10 protein-coding genes are annotated in these 12,682 nt (G+C 74.3%); 8 read left to right on the top strand and 2 right to left on the bottom strand.

What is annotated here, in order from left to right:
• The first annotated feature begins 128 nt into the window (after positions 1-128).
• From ABD340_RS32470 to ABD340_RS32435, 8 genes are all read left to right on the top strand, one after another.
• Positions 129-1,118, top strand: a complete 990-nt coding sequence (locus tag ABD340_RS32470) for a hypothetical protein (RefSeq protein ID WP_344594179.1) — start codon at positions 129-131, stop codon at positions 1,116-1,118.
• A gap of 84 nt (positions 1,119-1,202) precedes the next feature.
• A complete protein-coding gene (locus tag ABD340_RS32465; protein ID WP_344594178.1) occupies positions 1,203-2,453 on the top strand; it encodes a hypothetical protein in 1,251 nt (416 codons plus the stop codon).
• 74 nt (positions 2,454-2,527) lie between these two features.
• The gene (locus ABD340_RS32460) at positions 2,528-3,253 is read left to right on the top strand and encodes a response regulator transcription factor (RefSeq protein ID WP_344594177.1); all 726 of its coding nucleotides are present in this window, start codon (positions 2,528-2,530) and stop codon (positions 3,251-3,253) included.
• A complete protein-coding gene (locus ABD340_RS32455) occupies positions 3,250-4,725 on the top strand; it encodes a sensor histidine kinase (RefSeq protein WP_344594176.1) in 1,476 nt (491 codons plus the stop codon). Before ABD340_RS32460 ends, ABD340_RS32455 begins: the two co-directional genes overlap by 4 nt.
• A gap of 101 nt (positions 4,726-4,826) precedes the next feature.
• Positions 4,827-6,140, top strand: coding sequence for a bifunctional glycosyltransferase family 2/GtrA family protein (locus ABD340_RS32450; RefSeq protein ID WP_344594174.1), 1,314 nt, complete (start codon positions 4,827-4,829; stop codon positions 6,138-6,140).
• Entirely contained in the window at positions 6,137-8,299 is a 2,163-nt protein-coding gene (locus tag ABD340_RS32445) for a glycosyltransferase family 39 protein (protein ID WP_344594173.1), read from the top strand. Before ABD340_RS32450 ends, ABD340_RS32445 begins: the two co-directional genes overlap by 4 nt.
• A gap of 39 nt (positions 8,300-8,338) precedes the next feature.
• Complete coding sequence (locus ABD340_RS32440) at positions 8,339-10,405, top strand: ArnT family glycosyltransferase (protein WP_344594171.1); 2,067 nt, start codon at positions 8,339-8,341, stop codon at positions 10,403-10,405.
• 90 nt (positions 10,406-10,495) lie between these two features.
• Complete coding sequence (locus ABD340_RS32435) at positions 10,496-10,795, top strand: 4a-hydroxytetrahydrobiopterin dehydratase (protein ID WP_344594169.1); 300 nt, start codon at positions 10,496-10,498, stop codon at positions 10,793-10,795.
• 29 nt (positions 10,796-10,824) lie between these two features.
• On the opposite strand, the gene ABD340_RS32430 is transcribed toward ABD340_RS32435, so the two are convergent.
• Both ABD340_RS32430 and ABD340_RS32425 read right to left on the bottom strand, forming a co-directional pair.
• A complete protein-coding gene (locus tag ABD340_RS32430) occupies positions 10,825-11,580 on the bottom strand; it encodes an ABC transporter permease (RefSeq protein ID WP_344594168.1) in 756 nt (251 codons plus the stop codon).
• Positions 11,573-12,589, bottom strand: a complete 1,017-nt coding sequence (locus ABD340_RS32425) for an ATP-binding cassette domain-containing protein (protein ID WP_344594166.1) — start codon at positions 12,587-12,589, stop codon at positions 11,573-11,575. The genes ABD340_RS32430 and ABD340_RS32425 overlap by 8 nt, the downstream gene beginning before the upstream one ends.
• Positions 12,590-12,682: the final 93 nt, after the last annotated feature.

Below are 12,682 nucleotides of genomic sequence, written 5' to 3'. Positions count from 1 at the left end.
ATCACCTCGAGGTCTTCCACTCGATTCCTGCCGGCAGCGGCTTCGGTGCCCCTTCTCCCCCGCGCGGGGGAGCGGGTTGGGCTCTGATGGGGAGGCACGGCCCCGTGCCGCCGTCGAGGATCGAGCCCATGGCGGCAATGATGATCTCGCTGCGACCGTCCCGGCCGAGCACGTGGGCGGCGATCGGCATCCCCTGGCTGCTCGCCTACGGACTACTGCAGGCCTACTGGGAACTGGGCCACCGGCCGTCGGAACTCTCTCCGATCGGCGAGGACCTGGTGTTCCTCAACGGCTGGGGAGTCGTCGCGTTGTGCGCGGCGGCCGGGCTGCTGCTGGCCGGGATGGCGAGGCCGCGGTTGTCGGGGGCGCCCCGGCGCGTGCTGCTGCTGGCGGCGTGGGCGGCGGCCCTGACCCTGGTGGCGGTCGCGGCGATGGCGCTGCTGGACGTGGTCGGCGGGCTCCTGCCGGGTCTGGGCATCGAGTTCTTCCCGCTCGGGGCACTGAGCCGGGCCGGGTGCCTGGGCGGCGGCGCCATCGTCGGGCTCGCGGCGCTGTCGTACCAGCGCCGCACCCGGGACGGCTGCGCCGTGTGCGGTCGAGCGCAGGACTCGCCCACCGCGCCGACGGGCATGCCGGCCTGGGCGTTCGCGGCGGCGTACGGCGCCGTCGCGGGCTGCGTGGTCCGGATCGGCGCCCAGCTCGCCGTCGGCCTCGACCGGTCCCCGCTCGCCTCGGACGTCTCGGCGCTGCTGTTCGAGATCGGGTTCCTGCTCGGCGGCTGCCTGCTGCCGCTGTCGCTGGTGCACTCGTGGGGAAGGACCTGGCCGCGCCGGTTCCCCGGCCTGGGCGGGCGTCCGGTGCCCCGGCGGATGGTGCTGTGGCCCGCGGCCGGGGTCTCCGCCGGGCTGATCGTGTACTTCGGGCTGACGCTGCTCCAGATGATCTCCGAGCGGCTGCGGGGACGGAACCCGTTCCCGCCCTCCGGGGGCCTGGACCTGCCGGAGACGTTCTTCTGGTTCGCCGTGCCCGCCTACCTGGTCTGGGGGATCGGGATGGCGGTCGCGGCCCTCGCCTACCACCGGCTGACCCGGCCGTCCTGCCGGGAGTGCGGCCGCTGACGCCGGGCGGGGAACGAAAGGGATGAAACGCGTCAGTGCCGGTTATGGTGATGTCAAAGACTCGACCAGCGTGGGGGCGTTGCCGTGGACGAACAGGCGGAGAAGCCCGGTGCGATCGCGCCGCACGACGTTGACCCTGCACCGCCCGCCCGTGCCGGTGATCTGACCCGCGCCGGCGACGACCGGCCGCTGGCCTCCCGGCTCGACCAGGCCGCGGCGGAGCGGATCGAAGGGCTGTGGAACGGCGTCGGCCCGGCCGCCGCGGAGGCCGCCCGGCTGGCCGGCACCGTCAGCGAGCCGGTCCGCCAGGCCGCGCGGGACGCCGCCGGCCGCGCCGCGGTCGCCATCGTCGAGCAGATCTCCGGCACCCCCGCGATGCGCGCCGTGGAGCAGGCCGCCCGCGAGGCCGCGGTGAAGGTCGCCACCGCGGCGGCGGAGAAGGCGGTCGCCGAGGCCCGCGCCGCGGCCGAGTCCAACGCGGTCACCGGCGCGGCCCTCGATGTCACCACCGGCGCCATGACCATCGCAGGGCAGGCCGCCGCCCACCCGATGGCCGTCGCCGCGGCCCGGCTCGCCGCCCGCAACCCGTTCGCCCGCGCCGCCACCGCGACCGCCCTCGACGTGGCCGGACGCGCGGTCGCCGCGCCCGTCGTGCAGGCCGCGACCAAGGCGGTCGTCGACTCCACCATCGACACCGTCGCCGAGGTCGCCGTCGACGTGGCCCTGGACGCCGGCCGCGACGTCGTGCTGCGGGTCGTCCGGGAGACCGCCCGCGACACCGCCCGCGAGCTGGCCGCCACCGTCGGCGGGCGGGCCCGCGAGGCGGCCGCGGTAGCACCGGTGACCGCCTCCACGGTCGACGCCGTCGCCGAGGCCGCCGGCCGGGCCGCCGGGAGCGACACCGTCCGCGGCACGATGCGCACCGCCGGCGGGCTGCTGGCCGCGGTGGCGGGCAGCGCCGTCGCCCGCACCACCCGCGAGCTGGCCGTCCGCGCCGCCGTCACCGCTGTCGAGACGGTCATGGCGGAGCTGATGCGCGAGGCCCTGAGGCTGGCGATGCGCGAGCGGCTGCGCGGGCTGGTGTTCGAGGTCACCCGGGACGTGGTCGTTGACGTCGCGAAGACCACCTGGACCAGCGCCGCGGGCCCGGTGCGGCGCCCCGAGGAGAAGGACGTCGAGCAGGCCGGCGAGACCCTCGTCGCCTTCACCGGCATGATCGGCCGGGCCGCCAAGGCGACCGCGGCCTTCGGGACCGCCCCCGACCCCGAGCCCGCCGGCGAGGACCGCGACGACGACCCCTGGGCGGCGGCCACCGGCGCCGGCCCCGCCACCTGAGAAGTTCCTGAGATTGCCGTGAGAAACGCCCCCGGGCGGCATGACCGCATGTCAGGGCTGGCTACGTTGTGTCCATGGAGCCTGGGACCCCCGGCGCGGCGCCCGCCCGGATACTCATCGTGGACGACGAGCCCGCGGTACGGGAGTCGCTGACCAGCAGCCTGGAGTTCGAGGGCTACCGGGTCGGCGCCGCCGCCGACGGCGCCATCGCGCTGGAGTGGGTCGAACGGGACATGCCCGACCTGGTCGTCCTCGACATCCTCATGCCACGGATGGACGGCCTGACCACCTGCCGCCGGCTGCGCGCCCAGGGCGCCACCATGCCGGTGCTGATGCTGACCGCCCGGGACATGGTCGGCGACCGGGTCACCGGGCTGGACGCCGGCGCCGACGACTACCTGGCCAAGCCGTTCGAGCTGGACGAGCTGCTGGCGCGCATCCGCGCCCTGCTGCGGCGCAGCGCCCTGGCGGCGCCGGCGGGCCGCAGGCCCGGCGAGGTCCTGGCGCTGGAGGACCTGCGGATGAACACCGTGACCCGCGAGGTCGCCCGGGCCGGCAAGCCGCTGGAGCTGACCCGCACCGAGTACATGCTGCTGGAGATGTTCCTGCTGCACCCCCGCCAGGTCCTCACCCGCGAGCAGATCCTGGAGACGGTGTGGGGGTTCGACTTCGAGCCCGCCTCCAACTCTCTGGACGTGTACGTGATGTACCTGCGCCGCAAGACCGAGATCGACGGGCTGCCCCGCCTGCTCCACACCGTGCGCGGCGTCGGCTACGTGCTGCGATCGGCCTCGGGATGAGACGGCTGTCGCTGCGCGGCCGGCTGTCGCTGCTCATCGCGGTGGCGGTGGCCGTGGCGGTGGCCGGGTGCGCGACGGCCAGCTGGTTCCTGGTCCGCGACCAGCTCTACAAGGAGCTCGACCGCAGGCTCGGCGCGCTGAGCGGCGCGCCGAACCTGCCGGACGGCCGCGACCACGTCCCGCCCGGCGAGCCGCGGAAGAACGCCCCGCCCCGCGTCCGGCCCCCCTCCCTCGAACTGTCCAACGCGCTGGAACGCTGCAGCCCGACCGCCACGACCACCACCGCCGAGCTGCGGCCGCCCGGCCCGTTCGAGATCATGCAGCTGGTCGACGCCCGGGGCCGCGCGTGCACGGTGCCCAACACCGGGTCGCTCACCGTCACACCCGCCGACACGCGGGTGGCCAGGGGCGAGACCGAATCGGCCGTCCATGACGGCACCGGCGTCACCACCGACGGCGAGCGGGTCGACGTACGGGTGCACACCCGCGCCTTCGTGGCCGCCGACGGCACCCGGGCGGCGGTGTCGTTCGCGCTGCGGCTGGACCAGGTGGAGCAGCCGCTGAACCGGCTGGCGCTGGCGCTGGTCGCGGTCACCGCGGTGGGCGTGCTGGCCTCGGCGGGCACCGGGCTGCTGATCGCACGGGCCTCCCTGCGGCCGGTGGACGAGCTGACCGCGGTCACCGAGCACATCGCCCGCACCGAGGATCTCGGCACCCGGATCCCGATCGAGGGCGCCGACGAGATCGCCCGGCTGAGCCGCTCGTTCAACACCATGACCGCCGCGCTGGCCGCCTCCCGCGACCACCAGCAGCAGCTGATCGCCGACGCCGGGCACGAGCTGCGCACCCCGCTGACCAGCCTGCGCACCAACATCGACCTGCTGCTGCGGGCGGAGGCGTCCGGGCGGGAGCTGCCCGCCGAGACCCGCCACCGGCTGATGGTGAGCGTCAAGGCGCAGATGCGCGAGCTGTCCAGCCTGGTCGGCGACCTGCTGGAGCTGGCCCGCCCGGAGGAGGCCGAGCCGGCGCACGGGACCGTGGCGCTGCACGAGGTCGCGGGCCGGGCGGTGGAACGGGCCCGGCTGCGCGGCCCGAGCCTGACCATCGAGTCCGACACCGCGCCCTGGTACGTGACCGGCGACCCGGCCTCGCTGGAGCGCGCCGTGGTGAACCTGCTCGACAACGCGGTGAAGTTCAGCCCGCCGGGCGGGAGGATCCGGGTGCGCCTGGCTGGCGGCGAGCTGAGCGTCGGCGACCACGGCCCCGGGATCCCGGCCGAGGACCTCCCGCACGTGTTCGAACGGTTCTGGCGCTCCCCCTCGGCCCGCAGCCTGCCCGGCTCCGGCCTGGGCCTGTCGATCGTGGCCCGGGTCGTCACCGAGGGCGGCGGCCGGGTGCGCCTGGACCCGGCCCCGGGCGGTGGGACCATCGCGCGGATGTGGCTGCCCGGCGAACCCGTGCGCGACGACTGAACCGGGCCCGCGAGGCGCGATCCGGCGGGCGGACCGCCTTTCTCATCCGGGATTAATGATCGGCTCAGGCCCCTCCCACACCACCGGGACACCTTGGCCGCATGAGTCAAGTCGTCACCGATCCGGCCGCCACGGCCGGGGCGCAACCGGACCGTCCCGACGACGGCGCCGGCCGCGGGCGCCTCGTCGAAGTGGTCGTCCCCGTCTACAACGAAGAACGCGTGCTGGAGGCCAGCGTCCGGCGCCTGCACGACTATCTGGACGCGACCTTCCCCTACTCGTTCAGGATCACCATCGCCGACAACGCCAGCACCGACGCGACCTGGTGGATCGCCGGAGAGCTGGAGGCGGGGCTGCCGCACGTGCGCGCGGTCCGGCTGGAGCTCAAGGGCCGCGGCCGGGCGCTGCGGCATGTGTGGAGCCACAGCGACGCCGACGTGGTCGCCTACATGGACGTGGACCTGTCCACCGACCTGGACGCGTTCCTGCCGCTGGTGGCACCGCTGATCTCCGGGCACAGCGACCTGGCGATCGGCAGCCGGCTGTCGCGCGGGTCGGCGGTGGTGCGCGGGCCCAAGCGCGAGTTCGTCTCCCGCTGCTACAACCTGCTGCTGCACACCGCGCTGGCGGCCCGGTTCTCCGACGCCCAGTGCGGTTTCAAGGCCGCCCGGACCGAGATCGTGCAGGCGCTGCTGCCCGTGGTCGAGGACGAGGCTTGGTTCTTCGACACCGAGCTGCTGCTGCTGGCCGAGCGCAACGGGCTGCGCATCCACGAGGTCCCGGTGGACTGGGTGGACGATCCCGACAGCCGCGTCGACGTGCTGCGCACCGCGCTGGACGATCTGAAGGGCATGGCCAGGGTCGGGCGGCGGATGCTGACCGGGGCGTTCCGCGCGCCGGTGGGCGGGCGGCCGCGCCCCCAGCTGCCGGCCGGGATGGCGCGGCAGCTGCCCAGCTTCGCGATCATCGGGGTGTTCAGCACGCTGGCGCAGCTGGTGCTGTTCGTGCTGCTGCGCACGGTGATGGGCCCGCTGTGGGCGAACGCGGTGTCGCTGGTGATCACCACCGTCGGGAACACGGCCGCCAACCGGCGCTTCACCTTCGGGGTGACCGGTCCCGAGGGCGCGTTCCGGCAGCAGCTGGAAGGCGGGCTGGCGTTCCTGCTCGGGCTGGCGCTGAGCACGGGCGGGCTCGCGGTGCTGCACGCGACCGTGCCGGGCGCGGCCCGGCCGGTCGAGGTGGCCGCGCTGGTCACCGCGAACGGGGTCGCGACGCTGGTCCGCTTCCTGCTGATGCGCGCGTGGATCTTCCATCCGCGCCGTCTGGGCCGGCGCGCCCGGCGGCCCCGCGAAGTGAAGAAGGCGCAGCACGCGCAGGACGTGAACCAGGACGTGAACAAGGAGCAGGTGCGATGACCTTCACCGGAACCGGTACTGGAACCGGCAAGGACACGGCCGCCGGCCCGCGTGACGAATCCGCCCGTACCGAGCCCGCACAACGCGCCGACCCCGGGGACCGGCCCGGGCGGCTGCGGCGGTTCCTGCTGGGCGGCACGAACGACCCGTACTGGGCCAGGCCCGCGCTCTGGGCGATCCTGCTGCTGGCCTTCGTGCTGTACGCGTGGGACCTGTCGTCCGGCGGGTACGCCAATTCCTACTATTCGGCGGCGGTGAAGAGCGGCACCCAGAGTTGGAAGGCGTTCTTCTTCGGCGCCCTGGACTCCGGGTCGTTCATCACCGTGGACAAGCCGCCGATGGCGCTGTGGGTGATGGGCCTGTTCGCCCGGGTGATGGGGTTCGGCACGTGGAGCCTGCTGCTGCCGCAGGCACTGGCGGGTGTCGCCGCCGTCGCCGTGCTGCACGCGACGGTGCGGCGGGCGTTCGGCCGTCCGGCGGCGCTGATCGCGGCCGGGGTGCTGGCGCTGACGCCGATCACCGTTGCGATCAACCGTGACAACAACCCCGACACGCTGCTGGTGCTGCTGCTGGTGCTGGCGGCGTGGGCGTGCCAGCGGGCCGTGGAGTCCGGGCGGCTGGGCTGGCTGGCGGCCTCGGCGTTCTTCGTCGGCTGCGGGTTCAACACCAAGATGCTCCAGGCGTTCCTCGTCGTCCCCGCTCTGGCGCTGGCGTACCTGGTGGCGGCCAGGCCGGACGTGCTGCGCCGGGTCTGGCATCTGCTCGCGGCCGGTGCGGTGCTGGCGGTGTCGAGCTTTTGGTGGATGGTCGTGGTCGACCTGCTCCCGGCCGACCGGCGGCCGTTCATCGGTGGAAGCAGCGACGGCACGGTCTGGGACCTGGTCATCGGCTACAACGGCCTGGGCCGGATCCTCGGAGAGGAGGGCGGGCCCGGCGGTGGTCCCGGCGGTGGTTCCGGAGGCCCCGGCGGGGGCGGCGGTTTCGGCGGCGCGCCGGGTGCCGGGCGGCTGTTCAACGACACGCTGGGCGGCCAGATCTCGTGGCTGCTGCCGTTCGCGACGATCGCCCTGGTGGCGGGGCTGGTGCTGCTGTGGAAGCGGCCTCGCGCCGACCTGGCGCGGGCTGGGCTGCTGCTGTGGGGCGGCTGGCTGGCGGTGCACTTCGTGGTGTTCAGCTTCGCCAAGGGCGTCTTCCACCCGTACTACGCCACCGCGATGGGCCCGGCGATCGGAGCGCTCACGGGCGGGGGCGCGGTGCTGCTGTACGACGCGTACCGGCGGTCACTGGCGTGGGCGTGGGTACTCCCTGCCGGAGTGGCGATCACAGGGGTGTGGTCGTGGGTGTTGCTGAGCCGTACGCCGGAGTGGAACCCGTGGCTGCGCTGGGCCGTCGCCGCGGTGACCGTCCTGGCGGTGGCGGCGCTGGTTGCGGGCCGGACGCTGGGTGGACGTGGCCTGCGGGTGGCCGTCGCCGGGCTGGCGCTGACGCTGGTGGCGGGGCTGGCGGGACCGGCCGCGTTCGCGGTGTCGGCGGCCTCGTCCCAGGTGAACGGCACCAACCCGCTGGCGGGCCCGGTCTCCAGGACGGGCTTCGGCGGCGGTCCCGGTGGCCGTCCGGGCGGGATGCCCGGCGACGGCAGGTTCCCCGGCGGCCCGATGCCCGGTGGCGCGCCGTCTCCCGGCGCCCTGCCGCCCAACGCCCCACCCCTCAACGCCCCACCCCTCAACGCCATGCCGCCCGGTGGCATGGGCTTCGGCGGCGGTCCCGGCGGTGGTCGCGGTGGGCGGGTGAGCGAGCAGATGATCGACTACCTGCGCCAGAACCGGAACGGCGCCGCATGGCTGGTCGCGGTGGCGAGCTCGATGGAAGCGTCCTCGATCATCCTGGAGACCGGTGAGCCGGTGATCGCCATGGGCGGCTTCACCGGCCGGGACCCGGCGATGACCGTGGCCAAGCTGCAGGAGTACGTCACGAGCGGCAAGCTCCGCTACGTCCTCGTCAACGGGCAGGGGCGGGGCGGCCCGGGCGGCGGCAGCTCGGAGGTGACCGAGTGGGTGCAGCAGAACGGCACCTTGGTCGACGCCGGCGCCTATGGGGGCTCGTCCTCTGCCTCCTCCTCCGGCGGTGACAGCGGCGCCCGGCTCTACAAGCTGGGCTGACCTTCGGCCTGCGTCCCTCGTTCACAGAAGGAATTCATCATGACGACCACCTTGCCCGACGCCCGTCCCGGTGCACGGGGTAAGGCGCCCGCCTCCGGCCGTCTGCGGAGGGCGGTCCTGCGGGCGCTGCGCGGCGCCGAGCACGATCCGCCGTGGGAACGCCCCGCGCTGCTGGCCCTGCTGGCGTGCACCGCGGTCCTGTACATGTGGGGGCTGGGCGCCTCGGGCTGGGCGAATTCGTTCTACTCGGCGGCGGTGCAGGCGGGGGCGACGAGCTGGAAGGCGTTCTTCTTCGGCTCGTCCGACGCCGCCAACGCCATCACGGTGGACAAGACCCCGGGCGCGCTGTGGCCGATGGCGCTGGCCGCGCGCGTGTTCGGCGTCAACTCCTGGAGCATCCTGGTGCCGCAGGCACTGATGGGCGTGGCGACCGTGGGCACGGTGTACACCGCGGTCAGGCGGCGGTTCCCGGCCGGTGCGGCGCTGCTGGCCGGGGCCGTGCTGGCACTGACGCCGGTCGCTGCGCTGATGTTCCGGTTCAACAATCCCGACGCGCTGCTGGTGCTGCTGCTGACGCTGGGCGCGTACGGCATGGTCCGGGCCCAGGAGGACGCGAGGACGCGGTGGCTGGTGTTCGCGGCGTCGTGCGTGGGCGCGGGGTTCCTGGCCAAGATGCTGCAGGCGTTCCTGGTCGTCCCGGTGTTCGCGCTGGTGTACCTGGTCGCGGCGCCGGGGCCGGTGCGGCGCAGGCTGTGGCGGCTTCTCCTCGCCGGGGCCGCGCTGGTGGTGTCGGCCGGCTGGTGGGTGGCCGTGGTGGCGCTGGTGCCGGCGTCGTCCCGCCCCTACGTCGGCGGGTCGCAGAACAACAGCGTGCTGGAGCTGGCGCTGGGCTACAACGGGCTGGGGCGGCTGAACGGCGAGGAGGTCGGCGGGCTGGGCAATCTGAACCAGGACGCCGGGCCGGCGCGGATGTTCGGCGCCGCGATCGGCGGCCAGATCTCCTGGCTGCTGCCGGCCGCGCTGCTGCTGCTGGTGGCGGGGGCGTGGCTGACGCGGCGGGCGCCGCGCACCGATCCGGTGCGCGCGGCGCTGGCGCTGTGGGGCGGCTGGCTGCTGGTCACGGGCGTGATCTTCAGTTTCATGCAGGGGATCTTCCACGAGTACTACACGGTGGCGCTGGCTCCGCCGATCGCGGCGCTGGTGGGGATGGGCGCCGGGATGCTGTGGGAGCGGCGCGGCGACCTGGCCGCGTCGGCGGTGCTGGCGGGGGTGGTGCTGGTGTCGGCGGGGTGGGCGTACGTGCTGCTCGGCCGTACCGGGGAGTGGTATCCGTGGCTGAAGCCGGTCGTGCTCGTGGCGGGGGTGGTGGGCGCCGGTCTGCTGGTGGCGGTGGGCCGGTTGCCGCGCCGGCTCGCCGCCTTGGCGGGGTCGGCGGCGGTCGCCGGCGTGCTCGCCGGGCCCGCGGCCTACGCGCTGGACACCGTGTCCACTCCGCACACCGGCGCGATCGTCACCGCGGGCCCTGCGACCGGGCCCGGTCCGGGCGGCGGCCGCGGGCCCGGTGGGATGCCCGGTGGGAGGCAGGGCCCGGGCGGCCGGGCGGGAGGGGCCAGGTTCGGAGCGCCGCCGCCGGGTGCGATACCGCCGGGTGCTGCGCGGTTCCCCGGACGGACCGACGGCCGCGGCGCGCCCCGGGACGGGGGCCCAGGAGGCGGCGGCCCTCGCGGCGGTCCCGGCGGGCTGCTGAACGGCGCCACGCCCAGCGCCGAGGTGACCGCGCTGCTGAAGGCCGGCGCGGGCTCCTACACCTGGGTCGCGGCAGCCGTCGGTTCCAACAACGCCTCCGGTTACCAGCTCGCAACGGGTGAGCCGGTCATGGCCGTGGGCGGGTTCAACGGGACGGACCCGGCGCCGACGCTGGAGCGGTTCAAGGCGTACGTCGCGGCGAAGCGGATCCACTACTTCGTGGGCGGCGGATCCATGATGATGCGCGCCCGGAGCGGCAGCGACGCCGCGCAGCGGATCGACGAGTGGGTACGGGGGAACTTCGCCGCGACCACGGTCGGCGGCACGACTCTCTACGACCTGACGGCGCCGCGCTCCTGATCGCCGCGCCGGGCCCCTGCCCGGGGTCCGGCGCGGCGCGTCCCGCGTGATGTACTCGGAAGGGAGACCACGAGCGGAGGGGACGCGACGATGGCAGATCTGCTCGACGACGCGGCGGTCACCGGCCGTCTCAAGGAGCTGCCGAACTGGACGCGGGACGGGAACGAGATCCGCCGCCGGGTGAAGGCACCGTCGTTCATGGCCGGGATCGAGCTGGTGGGGGAGGTCGCCCGGGCGGCCGAGGAGGCCGATCACCATCCCGACATCGACATCCGCTGGCGGACCCTGACCTTCGCGCTGTCCACCCATAGCGCGGGCGGGTTGACCGGCCGTGACTTCGATCTGGCGGCGCGGATCGACGCGATCGCCGAGCGGCACGGCGCCGACTAGGGCCGGGGCGCGTCGGCGGGTGACCGGGGTCAGCGGGTGCGGCGGCGGAACAGCGGGCCCGAGCACGCGATCGCGACCAGCAGCAGCCCGGCGCACCAGGCGAGCGCGACCCAGGGGCGGTCGCCCACCGGCTGATCGAGCAGCAGGCCGCGCACGCTCTCGATGACGGGGGTGGCGGGCTGGTTGCGGGCGAAGCCGTGCAGCCAGTCCGGCATCGTGTCGATCGGGACGAACGCGCTGCTGGGGTAGGGCATGAACAGCACGAAGAAGGTGAAGCCGCTGGCGGCCTCGGGCGTGCGGGCCAGCAGGCCGACCGCGGCCGACAGCGCCGCCATGGCCACGATGAAGGCGGTCAGGACCGCGAGGGCGGCGGCCCAGGCGGCGGGGCCGGCGCCGGGCCGGAAGCCGATGGCGAACGCGACGGTGAAGACCATGAGCACCGAGAACAGGTTGCGCATCGTGCTGGCGGTGATGTGGCCCGACAGCAGCATCCGGCCGCCGACGTCCATGGAGCGGAACCGGTCGACGATGCCTTCCTTCAGGTCGCCGGCGACCATCACCGCCGTCATGGACGCGCCGTAGGAGGCGCACATGACCAGGACGCCGGGGACGGCGTAGGTGACGTACTGGGGGGTGCCGGCACGGATGGCGCCGCCGAACAGGTAGACGAACAGCAGCAGCACCATCACCGGCAGCAGCACGGCGGTGAGCAGGGCGTCCAGGTTGCGGACGGTCAGGCGCAGGCTGCGTCCGGCCAGGACGGGCCAGGCGGCGAGTTCAGACAACGGAGGCCTCCTTGCCGGCCTGGTCGGGGGTCTGCTCGGGGGTCTGGTCGCCGGGCCGGTCGGGGGTGGCGGCGCGGCCGGTGAGGGCGAGGAAGACGTCGTCCAGCGTGGTGTCGTGGACGGCGAAGCGCTCGACGGCCGTGCCCGCGGGGTCGAGTTCGTCGAGCAGGGCGCGTACGTGGGCGGCGCCGCCGTCGGTGGCGACGCCGACGGTGAGCCTGGCCGGGTCGCGGTGGGTGGTGCGCGTGCCGAGTGCGGCGGTCAGGGCGTCGTAGGCGTCGGGGCCGGTGGCGATGAGGTCGAGGCGCTGTCCGGCGACGCGGTCCTTCAGTTCGGCGGCGGTGCCCTCGGCGACGACGCGCCCGGCGTCCAGCAGGGCGATGCGGTCGGCGAGCCGGTCGGCCTCCTCCAGGTACTGGGTGGTGAGGAAGACGGTGACGCCGCCGGCGGTGAGGTCGCCGACGACGTCCCACATGGCGCGCCTGCTGCGCGGGTCCAGGCCGGTGGTGGGTTCGTCCAGGAACAGCACGTCGGGATCGGTGACCAGTCCGGCGGCCAGGTCGAGGCGGCGGCGCATGCCGCCGGAGTAGGTGCCGACGCGGCGCCGGGCCGCGTCGGTGAGGTCGAAGCGCTCCAGCAGTTCGGCGGCGCGGCGGCGGGCCTGGGCGCGCGGCAGCTTGCGCAGCCGACCCATCATGCGCAGGTTCTCCTCGCCGGTCTGCAGTTCGTCGACGGCGGCGTACTGGCCGGTCAGGCTGATCGCACGGCGCACCTTCTTGCGCTGGGCGACCACGTCGAGGCCGGTGACGCGGGCGGTGCCGCCGCCGGGCGGGGTGAGCGTGGACAGGATCCGCACGGCGGTGGTCTTGCCCGCGCCGTTGGGGCCCAGCAGGGCGAACACGGTGCCCCTGGTGACGCGCAGGTCGATGCCGCCCAGAACGGTCATCGACCCGTAGGACTTGCGCAGCCCGATCGCCTCGATGGCGGTCTGCGCCGGTCGGTCGCTCATGGAGAGCCTTTCTGTGTATGGAGTACACGTTACTGTGTATGGCATACGCGGTACTGCGTAGGGTATACACATCCAAGGAAGTGCGGTCAACCC

It is taken from the genome of Actinomadura vinacea (genome assembly GCF_039532545.1).
GTDB classification, from domain to species: Bacteria; Actinomycetota; Actinomycetes; order Streptosporangiales; family Streptosporangiaceae; genus Spirillospora; species Spirillospora vinacea.
Note: the sequence above shows the minus strand (reverse complement) of the source record. Positions and strands in the feature narration are given on the sequence as shown.